At 45.8% G+C, this 16,262-nt stretch carries 21 protein-coding genes and 2 tRNA genes; 20 read left to right on the plus strand and 3 right to left on the minus strand.

All coding sequences use genetic code 11. From position 1 onward, the window contains the following. Positions 1–12 precede the first annotated feature (12 nt). The 19 genes from sseF to ssaU all read left to right on the plus strand — a co-directional run bounded on the left by sseF (position 13) and on the right by ssaU (position 13,527). On the plus strand, positions 13–795 hold the full coding sequence (sseF, locus tag J4614_RS02025; RefSeq protein ID WP_000690712.1) for a type III secretion systems effector SseF: 783 nt from the start codon (positions 13–15) through the stop codon (positions 793–795). Continuing rightward, positions 792–1,481, plus strand: a complete 690-nt coding sequence (sseG, locus tag J4614_RS02030) for a pathogenicity island 2 effector protein SseG (protein WP_000805852.1) — start codon at positions 792–794, stop codon at positions 1,479–1,481. Before sseF ends, sseG begins: the two co-directional genes overlap by 4 nt. 93 nt (positions 1,482–1,574) lie before the next feature. Then, positions 1,575–1,790 (plus strand): type III secretion system needle filament protein SsaG, encoded by a 216-nt coding sequence (ssaG, locus tag J4614_RS02035; protein WP_000350226.1) that lies wholly within the window; start codon positions 1,575–1,577, stop codon positions 1,788–1,790. Continuing rightward, positions 1,768–2,058, plus strand: coding sequence for an EscG/YscG/SsaH family type III secretion system needle protein co-chaperone (locus tag J4614_RS02040; protein WP_000444713.1), 291 nt, complete (start codon positions 1,768–1,770; stop codon positions 2,056–2,058). Before ssaG ends, J4614_RS02040 begins: the two co-directional genes overlap by 23 nt. A gap of 11 nt (positions 2,059–2,069) precedes the next feature. After that, on the plus strand, positions 2,070–2,318 hold the full coding sequence (gene ssaI / locus J4614_RS02045) for a SctI family type III secretion system inner rod subunit SsaI (RefSeq protein WP_001562742.1): 249 nt from the start codon (positions 2,070–2,072) through the stop codon (positions 2,316–2,318). After that, a complete protein-coding gene (ssaJ, locus tag J4614_RS02050) occupies positions 2,315–3,064 on the plus strand; it encodes an SPI-2 type III secretion system apparatus lipoprotein SsaJ (RefSeq protein ID WP_000862881.1) in 750 nt (249 codons plus the stop codon). Before ssaI ends, ssaJ begins: the two co-directional genes overlap by 4 nt. Before the next feature lie 17 nt (positions 3,065–3,081). Next, positions 3,082–3,630 (plus strand): type III secretion system domain-containing protein, encoded by a 549-nt coding sequence (locus J4614_RS02055; RefSeq protein ID WP_001531605.1) that lies wholly within the window; start codon positions 3,082–3,084, stop codon positions 3,628–3,630. Then, positions 3,627–4,301, plus strand: a complete 675-nt coding sequence (ssaK, locus tag J4614_RS02060) for an SPI-2 type III secretion system apparatus protein SsaK (protein WP_000011206.1) — start codon at positions 3,627–3,629, stop codon at positions 4,299–4,301. The genes J4614_RS02055 and ssaK overlap by 4 nt, the downstream gene beginning before the upstream one ends. Continuing rightward, on the plus strand, positions 4,267–5,283 hold the full coding sequence (gene ssaL / locus J4614_RS02065; RefSeq protein ID WP_000238886.1) for an SPI-2 type III secretion system apparatus protein SsaL: 1,017 nt from the start codon (positions 4,267–4,269) through the stop codon (positions 5,281–5,283). Before ssaK ends, ssaL begins: the two co-directional genes overlap by 35 nt. Positions 5,284–5,340: 57 nt before the next feature. Next, positions 5,341–5,709 (plus strand): SPI-2 type III secretion system apparatus protein SsaM, encoded by a 369-nt coding sequence (gene ssaM / locus J4614_RS02070; protein WP_000383706.1) that lies wholly within the window; start codon positions 5,341–5,343, stop codon positions 5,707–5,709. Next, positions 5,694–7,739, plus strand: a complete 2,046-nt coding sequence (gene ssaV, locus J4614_RS02075; RefSeq protein WP_001258221.1) for an SPI-2 type III secretion system apparatus protein SsaV — start codon at positions 5,694–5,696, stop codon at positions 7,737–7,739. Before ssaM ends, ssaV begins: the two co-directional genes overlap by 16 nt. Continuing rightward, complete coding sequence (gene ssaN / locus J4614_RS02080) at positions 7,729–9,030, plus strand: SctN family type III secretion system ATPase SsaN (RefSeq protein WP_114052842.1); 1,302 nt, start codon at positions 7,729–7,731, stop codon at positions 9,028–9,030. Before ssaV ends, ssaN begins: the two co-directional genes overlap by 11 nt. Before the next feature lie 2 nt (positions 9,031–9,032). Continuing rightward, positions 9,033–9,410 (plus strand): SPI-2 type III secretion system apparatus protein SsaO, encoded by a 378-nt coding sequence (gene ssaO, locus J4614_RS02085; RefSeq protein ID WP_000449092.1) that lies wholly within the window; start codon positions 9,033–9,035, stop codon positions 9,408–9,410. Further along, positions 9,391–9,765, plus strand: coding sequence for an SPI-2 type III secretion system apparatus protein SsaP (ssaP, locus tag J4614_RS02090; RefSeq protein WP_001223304.1), 375 nt, complete (start codon positions 9,391–9,393; stop codon positions 9,763–9,765). Before ssaO ends, ssaP begins: the two co-directional genes overlap by 20 nt. Then, positions 9,746–10,714: an SPI-2 type III secretion system cytoplasmic ring protein SsaQ gene (gene ssaQ, locus J4614_RS02095; protein ID WP_023205901.1), complete on the plus strand. Its 969-nt coding sequence runs from the start codon at positions 9,746–9,748 to the stop codon at positions 10,712–10,714. Before ssaP ends, ssaQ begins: the two co-directional genes overlap by 20 nt. A gap of 67 nt (positions 10,715–10,781) precedes the next feature. Beyond that, a complete protein-coding gene (gene ssaR / locus J4614_RS02100) occupies positions 10,782–11,429 on the plus strand; it encodes an SPI-2 type III secretion system export apparatus protein SsaR (protein WP_000056367.1) in 648 nt (215 codons plus the stop codon). Continuing rightward, entirely contained in the window at positions 11,426–11,692 is a 267-nt protein-coding gene (ssas, locus tag J4614_RS02105) for an SPI-2 type III secretion system apparatus protein SsaS (protein ID WP_000999982.1), read from the plus strand. The genes ssaR and ssas overlap by 4 nt, the downstream gene beginning before the upstream one ends. Further along, entirely contained in the window at positions 11,693–12,472 is a 780-nt protein-coding gene (gene ssaT / locus J4614_RS02110) for an SPI-2 type III secretion system apparatus protein SsaT (RefSeq protein ID WP_000068770.1), read from the plus strand. Then, positions 12,469–13,527 carry an SPI-2 type III secretion system apparatus protein SsaU gene (gene ssaU, locus J4614_RS02115; protein WP_001291707.1) on the plus strand — a complete coding sequence of 353 codons (1,059 nt, stop codon included), beginning with the start codon at positions 12,469–12,471 and terminating at the stop codon, positions 13,525–13,527. The genes ssaT and ssaU overlap by 4 nt, the downstream gene beginning before the upstream one ends. Before the next feature lie 167 nt (positions 13,528–13,694). Here the strand turns inward: ssaU and J4614_RS02120 are convergent. The 3 genes from J4614_RS02120 to mdtK all read right to left on the minus strand — a co-directional run bounded on the left by J4614_RS02120 (position 13,695) and on the right by mdtK (position 15,383). Next, positions 13,695–13,771: transfer RNA gene (locus J4614_RS02120), tRNA-Val, on the minus strand. Positions 13,772–13,781: 10 nt separating this feature from the next. Continuing rightward, a tRNA-Val gene (locus tag J4614_RS02125) sits at positions 13,782–13,858 on the minus strand. A gap of 151 nt (positions 13,859–14,009) precedes the next feature. Beyond that, a complete protein-coding gene (mdtK, locus tag J4614_RS02130) occupies positions 14,010–15,383 on the minus strand; it encodes a multidrug efflux MATE transporter MdtK (RefSeq protein ID WP_001175081.1) in 1,374 nt (457 codons plus the stop codon). Positions 15,384–15,599: 216 nt separating this feature from the next. Between mdtK and J4614_RS02135 the strand changes: the two genes are divergently transcribed. Further along, a complete protein-coding gene (locus J4614_RS02135; RefSeq protein WP_000493971.1) occupies positions 15,600–16,241 on the plus strand; it encodes a riboflavin synthase in 642 nt (213 codons plus the stop codon). The last annotated feature ends 21 nt before the right edge of the window (positions 16,242–16,262 follow it).

Genomic DNA, 16,262 nt, shown 5'->3' on the forward strand with positions numbered 1-16,262 from the left:
ACAGAACGAAATATGAAAATTCATATTCCGTCAGCGGCAAGTAATATAGTCGATGGTAATAGTCCTCCTTCCGATATACAAGCGAAGGAGGTATCGTTTCCTCCCCCTGAAATTCCAGCCCCAGGTACCCCCGCAGCCCCAGTGCTGCTTACGCCTGAACAAATAAGGCAGCAGAGGGATTATGCGATACATTTTATGCAATACACTATTCGTGCGCTGGGTGCGACAGTCGTGTTTGGGTTATCGGTTGCTGCAGCGGTAATTTCTGGTGGGGCAGGATTACCCATTGCTATTCTTGCGGGGGCGGCGCTCGTGATTGCTATTGGGGATGCTTGCTGTGCGTATCATAATTATCAATTGATATGTCAGCAAAAGGAGCCGTTACAAACCGCCAGTGATAGCGTTGCTCTTGTGGTCAGTGCGCTGGCCTTAAAATGTGGGGCAAGTCTTAACTGCGCTAACACCCTTGCTAATTGTCTTTCTTTATTAATACGTTCAGGAATCGCTATTTCTATGTTGGTTTTACCCCTACAGTTTCCACTGCCCGCCGCTGAAAATATTGCGGCCTCTTTGGACATGGGGAGTGTAATTACCTCCGTTAGCCTGACGGCGATAGGTGCGGTACTGGATTATTGCCTTGCCCGCCGCTCTGGCGACGATCAGGAAAATTCTGTTGATGAACTTCATGCCGATCCCAGTGTGTTATTGGCAGAACAAATGGCAGCGCTCTGTCAATCTGCTACTACACCTGCATTAATGGACAGTTCTGGTCATACATCTCGGGGAGAACCATGAAACCTGTTAGCCCAAATGCTCAGGTAGGAGGGCAACGTCCTGTTTACGCGCCTGAGGAATCACCTCCATGTCCCTCATTGCCACATCCGGAAACCAATATAGAGAGTGGTAGAATAGGACCTCAACAAGGAAAAGAGCGGGTATTGGCCGGACTTGCGAAACGAGCGATAGAGTGTTTTCCAAAAGAAATTTTTAGTTGGCAAACGGTCATTTTGGGCGGACAGATTTTATGCTGTTCCGCTGGAATAGCATTAACAGTGCTAAGTGGTGGAGGCGCACCGCTCTTAGCCCTGGCGGGAATTGGCCTTGCTATTGCCATTGCGGATGTCGCCTGTCTTATCTACCATCATAAACATCATTTGCCTATGGCTCACGACAGTATAGGCAATGCCGTTTTTTGTATTGCTAATTGTTTTGTCAATCAACGCAAAAGTATGGCGATTGCTAAAGCTGTCTCCCTGGGAGGTAGATTAGCCTTAACCGCGACGGTAATGACGCATTCATACTGGAGTGGTAGTTTGGGACTACAGCCTCATTTATTAGAGCGTCTTAATGATATTACCTATGGACTAATGAGTTTTACTCGCTTCGGTATGGATGGGATGGCAATGACCGGTATGCAGGTCAGCAGCCCATTATATCGTTTGCTGGCCCAAGTGACGCCAGAACAACGTGCGCCGGAGTAATCGTTTTCAGGTATATACCGGATGTTCATTGATTTCTAAATTTTGCTATGTTGCCAGTATCCTTACGATGTATTTATTTTAAGGAAAAGCATTATGGATATTGCACAATTAGTGGATATGCTCTCCCACATGGCGCACCAGGCAGGCCAGGCCATTAATGACAAAATGAATGGTAATGATTTGCTCAACCCAGAATCGATGATTAAAGCGCAATTTGCCTTACAGCAGTATTCTACATTTATTAATTACGAAAGTTCACTGATCAAAATGATCAAGGATATGCTTAGTGGAATCATTGCTAAAATCTGAAGTTATTAGCGACGATGTTCGACGGTTGCTGCTGGAAATCATGTTTGCGGGCGTTAACCATAGCCTGATTTCCCAGGTACATGCGATGTTACCAGCGCTAACGGTTATTGTTCCGGATAAAAAATTACAGTTGGTATGTCTGGCATTATTGTTGGCGGGTTTAAATGAGCCGCTAAAAGCCGCGAAAATTTTATCGGATATTGATTTGCCAGAGGCTATGGCGCTGCGTCTGTTATTTCCTGCACCAAATGAGGGGTTTGAAAATTGAATATTTCTGATATGAGCGTAGTGCCTGTAAGCACTCAATCTTATGTAAAGTCCTCTGCAGAACCGAGCCAGGAGCAAATTAATTTTTTTGAACAATTGCTGAAAGATGATGCATCCACCAGTAACGCCAGTGCTTTATTACCGCAGGTTATGTTGACCAGACAAATGGATTATATGCAGTTAACGGTAGGCGTCGATTATCTTGCCAGAATATCAGGCGCAGCATCGCAAGCGCTTAATAAGCTGGATAGCATGACATGAAGGTTCATCGTATAGTATTTCTTACTGTCCTTACGTTCTTTCTTACGGCATGTGATGTGGATCTTTATCGCTCATTGCCAGAAGATGAGGCGAATCAAATGCTGGCATTACTTATGCAGCATCATATCGATGCGGAAAAAAAACAGGAAGAGGACGGTGTTACCTTACGTGTCGAGCAGTCGCAGTTTATTAACGCGGTTGAACTACTTAGACTTAACGGTTATCCGCATCGTCAGTTTACAACGGCGGATAAGATGTTTCCGGCTAATCAGTTAGTGGTATCACCCCAGGAAGAACAGCAGAAGATTAATTTTTTAAAAGAACAAAGAATTGAAGGAATGCTGAGTCAGATGGAGGGCGTAATTAATGCAAAAGTGACCATTGCGCTACCGACTTATGATGAGGGGAGTAACGCTTCTCCGAGCTCAGTTGCCGTATTTATAAAATATTCACCTCAGGTCAATATGGAGGCCTTTCGGGTAAAAATTAAAGATTTAATAGAAATGTCAATTCCTGGGTTGCAATACAGTAAGATTAGTATCTTGATGCAGCCTGCTGAATTCAGAATGGTACCTGATGTACCCGTGAAACAAACATTCTGGATTATGGACGTGATCAACGCCAATAAAGGGAAGGTGGAGAAGTGGTTGATGAAATACCCTTATCAGTTGATGTTATCGTTGACAGGACTGTTAATAGGAGTGGGCATCCTGATCGGCTATTTTTGCCTGAGACGCCGTTTTTGAGCCGACCTGATCCCGAGGTGTTGCAACTTTATCGTTATTTCTGGCAACCTGCTCGTTACGCTGTACCGGAATGGCTTGATAAGCTGGGTTTTCATCCTTCAAACTGCTGGCGTTATGGCGATCGGCCCGAGTTGGATCGTCTTCTTGACAGAGCGTTAAATAGACTAAGGGGAAGCTCTGTTATTCCAGCCTGTTTAAATGACAGGCAAAAACGGCAGGTTCGTCTTGCGCCGCGTATATCGGCATTTGCCTTTGGGCTGGGATTATTCAAACTCAGGTGCAGTGACTATTTTATGCTACCAGAGTATCGGCAATTGCTTCTACAGTGGTTTAGCGAGGATGAGATCTGGCAGCTATATGGTTGGTTGGGGCAAAGAGATGGCAAATTACTTCCTCCGCAAGTGATGCAACAAACTGCATTGCAGATCGGTACCGCCATTCTTAATCGGGAAGCGCATGACGATGCGGTTTTACATGCGCTATTAGTATTATTACCCCCTCCGCAGCGTATACTTTGGCCGAAGACTTCTCTTACCGAGATTATCTTCATGGAGCATTTGCTATGAGTTTCACTTCACTTCCACTGACGGAAATTAACCATAAGCTACCCGCTCGAAATATTATTGAGTCACAGTGGATAACATTACAATTAACTTTATTTGCACAAGAGCAACAAGCTAAGAGAGTTTCACATGCTATTGTGAGCTCCGCTTACCGTAAGGCTGAAAAAATCATCCGAGACGCCTATCGTTATCAGCGTGAACAGAAAGTTGAGCAGCAACAAGAACTAGCGTGGTTGCGTAAAAATACGCTGGAAAAAATGGAAGTGGAATGGCTGGAACAGCATGTAAAACATTTACAAGACGATGAAAATCAATTTCGTTCATTGGTCGATCAAGCAGAGCATCATATTAAAAATAGTATAGAACAGGTTCTGTTGGCCTGGTTCGACCAACAGTCGGTAGACAGTGTTATGTGCCATCGTCTGGCACGCCAGGCTACGGCTATGGCGGAAGAGGGAGCGCTTTATTTGCGTATTCATCCTGAAAAAGAGGCATTGATGCGTGAAACTTTTGGCAAGCGGTTTACGTTGATTATCGAGTCTGGTTTCTCTCCCGATCAGGCTGAACTTTCCTCAACACGATATGCCGTTGAATTTTCACTTTCTCGTCATTTCAACGCGTTACTGAAATGGTTACGTAATGGTGAAGATAAAGGAGGTAGCGATGAATATTAAAATTAATGAGATAAAAATGACGCCCCCTACAGCATTTACCCCTGGCCAGGTTATAGAGGAACAAGAGGTTATTTCGCCTTCAATGTTAGCTCTCCAGGAGTTACAGGAAACGACGGGGGCAGCGCTCTATGAGACGATGGAAGAAATAGGAATGGCGCTGAGTGGTAAACTGCGCGAAAGTTATAAATTCACTGATGCTGAGAAACTGGAGCGCAGACAGCAGGCTTTGCTGCGTTTGATAAAACAAATACAGGAGGATAATGGAGCAACGTTGCGTCCGCTTACCGAAGAGAATAGTGATCCTGATTTACAGAATGCGTATCAAATTATCGCTCTTGCAATGGCGCTTACTGCCGGCGGGTTGTCAAAAAAGAAAAAACGCGATTTGCAATCGCAACTGGATACGCTTACAGCGGAGGAGGGATGGGAACTTGCCGTTTTTAGTTTACTGGAACTTGGCGAAGTGGATACCGCTACGCTGTCCTCGCTGAAGCGTTTTATGCAACAGGCGATAGACAACGATGAAATGCCCTTATCGCAGTGGTTCAGACGCGTGGCAGACTGGCCGGATCGCTGTGAACGGGTCCGTATTTTGCTAAGAGCGATAGCCTTTGAACTTAGCATATGCATCGAACCCTCGGAGCAAAGTCGTTTGGCCGCAGCATTAGTACGCTTGCGTCGTTTGTTGTTATTCCTTGGCCTTGAAAAAGAGTGCCAGCGTGAGGAGTGGATTTGCCAGTTGCCGCCTAATACATTACTGCCGCTACTACTCGATATCATTTGTGAGCGCTGGCTTTTCAGTGATTGGTTGCTTGATAGACTTACCGCTATAGTTTCTTCATCGAAGATGTTCAATCGGCTACTCCAACAACTTGATGCGCAGTTTATGCTGATACCCGATAACTGTTTTAACGACGAAGATCAACGTGAACAAATTCTCGAAACGCTTCGTGAAGTAAAGGTAAATCAGGTTTTATTCTGATACCTGGCTTTCAATATTTAGGTAAATTGGCGTTCTGGCTCATCATGAGGCGGCAGGATGGATTGGGATCTCATTACTGAACGTAATATTCAGCTTTTTATTCAATTAGCAGGATTAGCTCAACGGCCTTTAGCAACCAATATGTTCTGGCGGCAAGGACAATATGAAACCTATCTAAACTATCATAACGGTCGTATTCACTTATGTCAGATACTCAAGCAAACTTTCTTAGACGAAGATCTGCTTTTTAAAGCCTTAACTCACTGGAAACCTGCAGCGTTCCAGGGTATTCCTCAACGATTATTTTTGTTGCGCGATGGGCTTGCAATGAGTTGTTCTCCTCCTCTTTCCAGCTCCGCCGAGCTCTGGTTACGATTACATCATCGACAAATAAAATTTCTGGAGTCGCAATGCGTTCATGGTTAGGTGAGGGAATCAGGGCGCAACAGTGGCTCAGTGTATGCGCGGGTCGGCAGGATATGGTTCTGGCGACGGTGTTATTAATCGCTATTGTGATGATGCTGTTACCTTTACCGACCTGGATGGTTGATATCCTGATTACTATCAACCTTATGTTTTCAGTGATCCTGCTCTTAATTGCTATTTATCTTAGTGACCCTCTCGATTTATCGGTATTTCCGTCTTTATTACTTATTACTACATTATATCGTTTGTCACTCACAATCAGCACATCACGGCTGGTACTGTTACAACATAATGCCGGTAATATTGTGGATGCTTTCGGTAAGTTTGTCGTAGGAGGAAATCTCACCGTTGGGTTGGTCGTATTTACCATCATTACTATCGTGCAATTTATTGTCATTACAAAAGGTATCGAGAGGGTGGCGGAAGTTAGCGCACGTTTCTCGCTTGATGGGATGCCAGGCAAACAAATGAGTATCGATGGCGATTTGCGTGCCGGAGTTATCGATGCAGACCATGCCCGTACATTAAGGCAACACGTCCAGCAGGAAAGCCGTTTTCTCGGTGCGATGGACGGTGCGATGAAATTTGTTAAAGGCGATACGATTGCCGGTATTATTGTTGTTCTGGTGAACATTATCGGCGGTATTATTATCGCTATCGTACAATATGATATGTCGATGAGTGAGGCTGTTCACACTTATAGCGTACTGTCAATCGGAGATGGTTTATGTGGGCAAATTCCATCGCTGCTGATTTCCCTTAGCGCGGGAATTATTGTCACCCGTGTTCCGGGTGAGAAACGCCAGAACCTGGCGACAGAGTTGAGTTCTCAAATTGCCAGACAACCTCAGTCGCTCATATTAACCGCTGTGGTTTTAATGCTCCTCGCCTTAATTCCTGGCTTTCCTTTTATCACTCTCGCTTTCTTTTCAGCGTTGTTAGCATTGCCAATTATCCTCATTCGCCGCAAAAAGTCTGTGGTTTCCGCAAATGGCGTCGAAGCGCCGGAAAAAGATAGTATGGTTCCCGGCGCATGTCCTCTAATCTTACGTCTTACCCCGACGTTACATTCTGCCGACCTGATTCGTGATATTGACGCAATGAGATGGTTTTTATTTGAGGATACCGGCGTCCCTCTCCCTGAGGTGAATATTGAGGTTTTGCCTGAACCCACCGAAAAATTGACGGTACTGCTATATCAGGAACCCGTATTTAGTTTATCTATTCCCGCCCAGGCGGATTATTTATTGATAGGCGCGGACGCTAGTGTGGTGGGTGATAGCCAGACGTTACCGAACGGGATGGGGCAGATCTGTTGGCTTACAAAAGACATGGCCCATAAGGCGCAAGGTTTTGGTCTGGACGTTTTCGCGGGCAGCCAACGTATCTCTGCCTTATTAAAATGTGTCCTGCTTCGGCATATGGGAGAGTTTATTGGTGTTCAGGAAACGCGTTATCTAATGAATGCGATGGAAAAAAACTACTCTGAGCTGGTGAAAGAACTTCAGCGCCAGTTACCCATTAATAAAATCGCTGAAACTTTGCAGCGGCTTGTATCAGAGCGGGTTTCTATTAGAGATTTACGTCTTATTTTCGGCACCTTAATTGACTGGGCACCACGTGAAAAAGATGTCCTGATGTTGACAGAATATGTCCGTATCGCGCTTCGCCGTCATATTCTGCGTCGTCTTAATCCGGAAGGAAAACCGCTGCCGATTTTGCGGATCGGCGAAGGTATTGAGAACCTCGTGCGTGAATCCATTCGCCAGACGGCAATGGGGACCTATACTGCGCTGTCGTCTCGTCATAAGACGCAGATCCTGCAACTTATCGAGCAGGCGCTGAAGCAGTCAGCCAAATTATTCATTGTTACTTCTGTCGACACCCGACGTTTCTTGCGAAAAATTACAGAAGCCACCTTGTTCGACGTACCGATTTTGTCATGGCAGGAATTAGGAGAGGAGAGCCTTATACAAGTGGTAGAAAGTATTGACCTTAGCGAAGAGGAGTTGGCGGACAATGAAGAATGAATTGATGCAACGTCTGAGGCTGAAATATCCGCCCCCTGATGGTTATTGTCGATGGGGCCGAATTCAGGATGTCAGCGCAACGTTGTTAAATGCGTGGTTGCCTGGGGTATTTATGGGCGAGTTGTGCTGTATAAAGCCTGGAGAAGAACTTGCTGAAGTCGTGGGGATTAATGGCAGCAAAGCTTTGCTATCTCCTTTTACGAGTACTATCGGACTTCACTGCGGGCAGCAAGTGACGGCCTTAAGGCGACGCCATCAGGTTCCCGTGGGCGAAGCGTTATTAGGGCGAGTCATTGATGGCTTTGGTCGTCCCCTTGATGGCCGCGAACTGCCCGACGTCTGCTGGAAAGACTATGATGCAATGCCTCCTCCCGCAATGGTTCGACAGCCTATCACTCAACCATTAATGACGGGGATTCGCGCTATTGATAGCGTTGCGACCTGTGGCGAAGGGCAACGAGTGGGTATTTTTTCTGCTCCTGGCGTGGGGAAAAGCACGCTTCTGGCGATGCTGTGTAATGCGCCAGACGCAAACAGTAATGTTCTGGTGTTAATTGGTGAACGTGGACGAGAAGTCCGCGAGTTCATCGATTTTACACTGTCTGAAGAGACCCGAAAACGTTGTGTCATTGTTGTCGCAACCTCTGACAGACCCGCCTTAGAGCGCGTGAGGGCGCTGTTTGTGGCCACCACGATAGCAGAATTTTTTCGTGATAATGGAAAGCGAGTCGTCTTGCTTGCCGACTCACTGACGCGTTATGCCAGGGCCGCGCGGGAAATCGCACTGGCCGCCGGAGAGACCGCAGTTTCTGGAGAATATCCGCCAGGCGTATTTAGTGCATTGCCACGACTTTTAGAACGTACAGGAATGGGAGAAAAAGGCAGTATTACCGCATTTTATACGGTACTGGTGGAAGGCGATGATATGAATGAGCCGTTGGCGGATGAGGTCCGTTCACTGCTTGATGGACATATTGTGCTATCCCGACGGCTTGCAGAGAGGGGGCATTATCCTGCCATTGACGTGTTGGCAACGCTCAGCCGCGTTTTTCCAGTCGTTACCAGCCATGAGCATCGTCAACTGGCGGCGATATTGCGACGGCGCCTGGCGCTTTACCAGGAGGTTGAACTGTTAATACGCATTGGGGAATACCAGCGAGGAGTTGATACTGATACTGACAAAGCCATTGATACCTATCCGGATATTTGCACATTTTTGCGACAAAGTAAGGATGAAGTATGCGGACCCGAGCTACTTATAGAAAAATTACACCAAATACTCACCGAGTGATCATGGAAACTTTGCTGGAGATAATCGCGCGGCGTGAAAAGCAATTACGCGGCAAACTTACCGTACTTGATCAGCAGCAACAGGCGATTATTACGGAACAGCAGATTTGCCAGACGCGCGCTTTAGCAGTGACTACCAGACTGAAAGAATTAATGGGCTGGCAAGGTACGTTATCTTGTCATTTATTGTTGGATAAGAAACAACAAATGGCCGGGCTATTCACTCAGGCGCAGAGCTTTTTGACGCAACGGCAGCAGTTAGAAAATCAGTATCAGCAGCTTGTCTCCCGGCGAAGCGAATTACAGAAGAATTTTAATGCGCTTATGAAAAAGAAAGAAAAAATTACTATGGTATTAAGCGATGCGTATTACCAAAGTTGAAGGAAGTCTAGGGTTGCCATGCCAGTCTTATCAGGATGATAACGAGGCGGAGGCGGAACGTATGGACTTTGAACAACTCATGCACCAGGCATTACCCATTGGTGAGAATAATCCTCCTGCAGCATTGAATAAGAACGTGGTTTTCACGCAACGTTATCGTGTTAGTGGCGGTTATCTTGACGGTGTAGAGTGTGAAGTATGTGAATCAGGGGGGCTAATCCAGTTAAGAATCAATGTCCCTCATCATGAAATTTACCGTTCGATGAAAGCGCTAAAGCAGTGGCTGGAGTCTCAGTTGCTGCATATGGGGTATATAATTTCCCTGGAGATATTCTATGTTAAGAATAGCGAATGAAGAGCGTCCGTGGGTGGAGATGCTTCCAACGCAAGGCGCTACCATTGGTGAGCTGACATTGAGTATGCAACAATATCCAGTACAGCAAGGGACATTATTTACCATAAATTATCATAATGAGCTGGGTAGGGTGTGGATTGCAGAACAATGCTGGCAGCGCTGGTGTGAAGGGTTAATTGGCACCGCTAATCGATCGGCTATCGATCCTGAATTGCTATATGGAATAGCTGAATGGGGGCTGGCGCCGTTATTGCAAGCCAGTGATGCCACCCTCTGTCAGAACGAACCGCCAACATCCTGCAGTAATCTACCACATCAGCTAGCGTTGCATATTAAATGGATAGTTGAAGAACATGAGTTCCATAGCATTATTTTTACATGGCCAACGGGTTTTTTGCGCAATATAGTCGGAGAGCTTTCTGCTGAGCGTCAACAGATTTATCCTGCTCCTCCTATTGTAGTCCCTGTATATTCAGGCTGGTGCCAGCTTACATTAATTGAACTTGAGTCTATCGAAATCGGCATGGGCGTTCGGATTCATTGCTTTGGCGACATCAGACTCGGTTTTTTTGCTATTCAACTACCAGGGGGAATCTACGCAAGGGTATTGCTGACAGAGGATAACACGATGAAATTTGACGAATTAGTCCAGGATATCGAAACGCTACTTGCGTCAGGGAGCCCAATGTCAAAGAGTGACGGAACGTCTTCAGTCGAACTTGAGCAGATACCACAACAGGTGCTCTTTGAGATCGGACGTGCGAGTCTGGAAATTGGACAATTACGGCAACTTAAAACGGGGGACGTTTTGCCTGTAGGTGGATGTTTTGCGCCAGAGGTGACGATAAGAGTAAATGACCGTATTATTGGGCAAGGTGAGTTGATTGCCTGTGGCAATGAATTTATGGTGCGTATTACACGTTGGTATCTTTCCAAAAATACAGCGTAAACCTGATAAGAAAAATAATATGCGAACAATATAATAGCGTTCCAGGTCGTGTCATGAGAGATACAGTATGTCTTTACCCGATTCGCCTTTGCAACTGATTGGTATATTGTTTCTGCTTTCAATACTGCCTCTCATTATCGTCATGGGAACCTCTTTCCTTAAACTGGCGGTGGTATTTTCGATTTTACGAAATGCTCTGGGTATTCAACAAGTTCCCCCAAATATCGCACTGTATGGCCTCGCGCTTGTACTTTCCTTATTCATTATGGGGCCGACTCTATTAGCTGTAAAAGAGCGCTGGCATCCGGTTCAGGTCGCTGGCGCTCCTTTCTGGACGTCGGAGTGGGACAGTAAAGCATTAGCGCCTTATCGACAGTTTTTGCAAAAAAACTCTGAAGAAAAGGAAGCCAATTATTTTCGGAATTTGATAAAACGAACCTGGCCTGAAGACATAAAAAGAAAGATAAAACCTGATTCTTTGCTCATATTAATTCCGGCATTTACGGTGAGTCAGTTAACGCAGGCGTTTCGGATTGGATTACTTATTTATCTTCCCTTTCTGGCTATTGACCTGCTTATTTCAAATATACTGCTGGCTATGGGGATGATGATGGTGTCGCCGATGACCATTTCATTGCCGTTTAAGCTGCTAATATTTTTACTGGCAGGCGGTTGGGATCTGACACTGGCGCAATTGGTACAGAGCTTTTCATGAATGATTCTGAATTGACGCAATTTGTAACGCAACTTTTATGGATCGTCCTGTTTACGTCTATGCCGGTGGTGTTGGTGGCATCGGTAGTTGGTGTCATCGTAAGCCTTGTTCAGGCCTTGACTCAAATACAGGACCAAACGCTACAGTTCATGATTAAATTATTGGCAATTGCAATAACCTTAATGGTCAGCTACCCATGGCTTAGCGGTATCCTGTTGAATTATACCCGGCAGATAATGTTACGAATTGGAGAGCATGGTTGAATGGCACAACAGGTAAATGAGTGGCTTATTGCATTGGCTGTGGCTTTTATTCGACCATTGAGCCTCTCTTTATTACTTCCCCTATTAAAAAGTGGCAGTTTAGGGTCCGCGCTTTTACGTAATGGCGTGCTTATGTCACTTACCTTTCCCATATTACCAATCATTTACCAGCAGAAGATTATGATGCATATTGGTAAAGATTACAGTTGGTTAGGGTTAGTCACCGGAGAGGTGATTATTGGTTTTTTAATTGGGTTTTGTGCGGCGGTTCCCTTTTGGGCCGTTGATATGGCGGGGTTTCTGCTTGATACTTTACGTGGCGCGACAATGGGTACGATATTCAATTCTACAATGGAAGCTGAAACCTCACTTTTTGGCTTGCTTTTCAGCCAGTTTTTGTGTGTTATTTTCTTTATAAGCGGCGGCATGGAGTTTATATTAAACATTCTGTATGAGTCATACCAATATTTACCACCGGGGCGTACTTTATTATTTGATCGGCAGTTTTTAAAATATATCCAGGCAGAGTGGAGAACACTTTATCAATTATGCATCAGTTTTTCTGTTCCTGCCATAATATGTATGGTATTAGCCGATCTGGCTTTAGGTCTTTTAAATCGGTCGGCACAACAATTGAATGTATTTTTCTTCTCAATGCCGCTCAAAAGTATATTAGTTTTACTAACGCTCCTGATCTCATTCCCTTATGCTCTTCATCACTATTTGGTTGAAAGCGATAAATTTTATATTTATCTGAAAGACTGGTTCCCATCTGTATGAGCGAGAAAACAGAACAGCCTACAGAAAAGAAATTACGTGATGGCCGTAAGGAAGGGCAGGTCGTCAAAAGTATTGAAATAACATCATTATTTCAGCTGATTGCGCTTTATTTGTATTTTCATTTCTTTACTGAAAAGATGATTTTGATACTGATTGCGTCAATAACTTTCACATTACAATTAGTAAATAAGCCATTTTCTTATGCATTAACGCAATTGACTCATGCTTTGATAGAGTCATTGACTTCTGCACTGCTGTTTCTGGGCGCAGGGGTAATAGTTGCTACTGTGGGTAGCGTGTTTCTTCAGGTGGGGGTGGTTATTGCCAGCAAGGCCATTGGTTTTAAAAGCGAGCATATAAATCCGGTAAGTAATTTTAAGCAGATATTCTCTTTACATAGCGTAGTGGAATTATGTAAATCCAGCCTAAAAGTTATCATGCTATCTCTTATCTTTGCCTTTTTCTTTTATTATTATGCCAGTACTTTTCGGGCACTACCGTACTGTGGGTTAGCCTGTGGCCTGCTTGTAGTTTCTTCTTTAATAAAATGGTTATGGGTAGGGGTGATGGCTTTTTATATCGTCGTTGGCATACTGGACTATTCTTTTCAATATTATAAGATTAGAAAAGATCTAAAAATGAGTAAAGATGACGTAAAACAGGAGCATAAAGATCTGGAGGGAGACCCTCAAATGAAGACACGGCGTCGGGAAATGCAGAGTGAAATACAAAGTGGGAGTTTAGCTCAATCTGTTAAACAATCTGTTGCGGTAGTGCGTAATCCAACGCATATTGCGGTTTGTCTTGGCTATCATCCCACCGATATGCCAATACCACGCGTTCTGGAAAAAGGTAGTGATGCTCAAGCTAACTATATTGTTAACATCGCTGAACGCAACTGCATCCCCGTTGTTGAAAATGTTGAGCTGGCCCGCTCATTATTTTTTGAAGTGGAACGTGGAGATAAAATTCCTGAAACGTTATTTGAACCCGTTGCAGCCTTGTTACGTATGGTGATGAAGATAGATTATGCGCATTCTACCGAAACACCATAAATGCCTTTGGTATGCTTCTTCAGGCCACTGCGAAGGTTAAGAGGGTAATAGCGTATAGAGCAGCGCGTTGATTTGTTTGACGATAAAGATGAGAGACTGAAAATAATCGCTTTTAGCCTGACACAAGCACCAGATAGCGTATTATAAAATTAAACAAGATAATGGATTGGTGCGTCTGAATGGACTCGAACCATCGACCCCCACCATGTCAAGGTGGTGCTCTAACCAACTGAGCTACAGACGCATTAAAATGATGGTGCGTTCAATTGGACTCGAACCAACGACCCCCACCATGTCAAGGTGGTGCTCTAACCAACTGAGCTATGAACGCAACGTTGTAGGTGACAACGGGGACGAATATTAGCGTCACAACTGCAATGAGGCAAGAGGGAAATCGCAATTTTCTTCCTGAAATCACCTGATTGCGGTGGAAATATGCAACATGTCGAGAAAATAGCCGCCATGCGACGGCTATCGTCGTATTATCGCGCAGCGCGCTGCAAAATGATGGCGGACGGCTGACGTTGTAGATAGCGCATCCGTAGCATCATTAACACCGCCGCCGAGGTCAGGCCGATGATGAACCCCATCCAGAAGCCTGCCGGTCCCATACGATCCACCACCAGATCCGTTAACGCCAGGATATAACCGCTGGGTAAACCTAACACCCAGTAGGCGGTAAAGGTGATAAAAAAGATGGAACGCGTATCTTTATAACCGCGCAGAATACCGCTGCCGATAACCTGTATAGAGTCGGAAATCTGGTAAACCGCAGCGAGCAGCATTAATTGCGCGGCAAGCGCCACGACCTCAGGGTTGTCATTGTAGAGCAAAGCAATATGCTTACGCAGAGTAACGGTAAAGATCGCGGTAACCACAGCCATACAAATGCCGACGCCTAAACCGGTACGCGCTGCGGTTTGCGCATCCAGCGTTGAGCCCTGGCCCAGACGATAACCCACTCGAATCGTTACCGCCGCAGCCAGCGACATCGGCAGTACGAACATCAGCGAGCTAAAGTTAAGCGCAATCTGATGACCCGCGACATCCACAATACCTAATGGCGAAACCAGCAGCGCAACGACCGCAAACAACGTCACTTCAAAGAACAGCGCCAGCGCAATCGGCAACCCCAGTTGAATCAGGCGCTTCATGACGACGCTATCGGGTTTGCCAAAGCCTGTTTCATTACGAATATCACGCATTGAACGCGCGTGTTTAATGTAAGAAAGCATGGCGATAAACATCACCCAATAGACCGCCGCGGTCGCAACGCCGCAGCCGATACCGCCGAGTTCAGGCATACCAAAATGGCCATAGATAAAAATATAGTTCACCGGAATATTCACCAGCAGGCCCAAAAATCCCATCACCATACCCGGTTTGGTTTTGGCAAGACCTTCGCACTGGTTTCGCGCTACCTGAAAGAAAAGGTATCCTGGCGCGCCCCACAGTAGCGCGCGAAGATAACCCACGGCTTTATCGGCCAGCGCCGGATCAATATTATGCATAGAGCGGATAATGTATCCGGCATTCCACAGGACGATCATCACCAGCACGGAGACAAAGCCCGCCAGCCAGAACCCTTGTCGAACCTGATGCGCGATACGCTCACGACGGCCGGAGCCATTGAGTTGCGCAATCACAGGCGTCAAGGCCAGCAGTAAGCCGTGACCAAACAAAATGGCGGGAAGCCAGATAGAGGTGCCGATAGCGACGGCAGCCATGTCCGTAGCGCTATAGCCTCCTGCCATGACGGTATCGACGAATCCCATTGCGGTCTGTGCCACTTGCGCAAGGATCACCGGTATCGCTAACGCTAATAACTGACGCGCTTCACTGGTATACTTCTGCACGTATTCACCTTTTATTTTGTTGTTATATGAAAGACTAAAAAGCCGCCGTAGTGGCAGCCAAAAGAAATAGCAGGGGAAATTTCAGTCTATTGTAGCGGGGTATTACTATTTCTCCAGCGAAAAAACAGTTGTTAACGGCGCATTGCTGGCAAGCTGTTTTTCCACCTGCTATTGTGCTGAACAGTTCTGCTTTTATTTATTTCAGGAGTTGAAGATATGTTTACGGGGATCGTACAGGGTACCGCGAAACTGGTATCGATTGATGAAAAACCCAACTTTCGCACCCATGTGGTGACGTTACCGGACTACATGCTGGAGGGGCTGGAGACGGGGGCGTCGGTAGCGCATAACGGATGCTGTTTGACGGTGACTGAAATAAACGGCAACCAGATAAGCTTTGATCTGATGAAAGAAACGTTGCGCATCACCAATCTGGGCGCGTTGAGGGTAGGTGATGAGGTCAACGTAGAGCGCGCCGCCAAATTCAGCGATGAAATCGGTGGTCATCTGATGTCAGGGCATATTATTACGACGGCGGAGATCGCGAAAATCCTGACCTCCGAAAATAACCATCAGGTGTGGTTTAAAGTGCAGGATGCGTCCCTGATGAAGTATATCCTGTATAAAGGCTTTATCGGCGTCGACGGCATCAGTTTGACCGTCGGCGAGGTAACGCCAACGCGCTTCTGCGTGCATCTCATTCCGGAAACGCTGGAACGTACTACGCTTGGCAGAAAAAAACTGGGTGAGCGTGTGAATATCGAGATCGATCCGCAAACGCAGGCGGTTGTTGATACCGTAGAACGCGTACTGGCTGCACGAGAAAATGCGGTCAGAAATCAGGCCGACATTGGCTAACGGAAAATAAGATTCCCCCGC

Origin of the sequence: Salmonella sp. 32031103-2018-00083-FB-01-SM-01 (assembly GCF_017571995.1) — a bacterium.
Lineage (GTDB): Bacteria > Pseudomonadota > Gammaproteobacteria > Enterobacterales > Enterobacteriaceae > Salmonella > Salmonella enterica.

Excerpts from the sequence above, each read along its gene's own strand:
- sseF (WP_000690712.1), top strand. The coding sequence starts at position 13 with ATGAAAATTCATATTCCGTCAGCGGCAAGTAATATAGTCGATGGTAAT.
- sseG (WP_000805852.1), top strand. The coding sequence starts at position 792 with ATGAAACCTGTTAGCCCAAATGCTCAGGTAGGAGGGCAACGTCCTGTT.
- ssaG (WP_000350226.1), top strand. The coding sequence starts at position 1,575 with ATGGATATTGCACAATTAGTGGATATGCTCTCCCACATGGCGCACCAG.
- ssaI (WP_001562742.1), top strand. The coding sequence starts at position 2,070 with ATGAGCGTAGTGCCTGTAAGCACTCAATCTTATGTAAAGTCCTCTGCA.
- ssaJ (WP_000862881.1), top strand. The coding sequence starts at position 2,315 with ATGAAGGTTCATCGTATAGTATTTCTTACTGTCCTTACGTTCTTTCTT.
- ssaK (WP_000011206.1), top strand. The coding sequence starts at position 3,627 with ATGAGTTTCACTTCACTTCCACTGACGGAAATTAACCATAAGCTACCC.
- ssaL (WP_000238886.1), top strand. The coding sequence starts at position 4,267 with ATGGTGAAGATAAAGGAGGTAGCGATGAATATTAAAATTAATGAGATA.
- ssaM (WP_000383706.1), top strand. The coding sequence starts at position 5,341 with ATGGATTGGGATCTCATTACTGAACGTAATATTCAGCTTTTTATTCAA.
- ssaV (WP_001258221.1), top strand. The coding sequence starts at position 5,694 with ATGCGTTCATGGTTAGGTGAGGGAATCAGGGCGCAACAGTGGCTCAGT.
- ssaN (WP_114052842.1), top strand. The coding sequence starts at position 7,729 with ATGAAGAATGAATTGATGCAACGTCTGAGGCTGAAATATCCGCCCCCT.
- ssaO (WP_000449092.1), top strand. The coding sequence starts at position 9,033 with ATGGAAACTTTGCTGGAGATAATCGCGCGGCGTGAAAAGCAATTACGC.
- ssaP (WP_001223304.1), top strand. The coding sequence starts at position 9,391 with ATGCGTATTACCAAAGTTGAAGGAAGTCTAGGGTTGCCATGCCAGTCT.
- ssaQ (WP_023205901.1), top strand. The coding sequence starts at position 9,746 with ATGTTAAGAATAGCGAATGAAGAGCGTCCGTGGGTGGAGATGCTTCCA.
- ssaR (WP_000056367.1), top strand. The coding sequence starts at position 10,782 with ATGTCTTTACCCGATTCGCCTTTGCAACTGATTGGTATATTGTTTCTG.
- ssas (WP_000999982.1), top strand. The coding sequence starts at position 11,426 with ATGAATGATTCTGAATTGACGCAATTTGTAACGCAACTTTTATGGATC.
- ssaT (WP_000068770.1), top strand. The coding sequence starts at position 11,693 with ATGGCACAACAGGTAAATGAGTGGCTTATTGCATTGGCTGTGGCTTTT.
- ssaU (WP_001291707.1), top strand. The coding sequence starts at position 12,469 with ATGAGCGAGAAAACAGAACAGCCTACAGAAAAGAAATTACGTGATGGC.
- J4614_RS02135 (WP_000493971.1), top strand. The coding sequence starts at position 15,600 with ATGTTTACGGGGATCGTACAGGGTACCGCGAAACTGGTATCGATTGAT.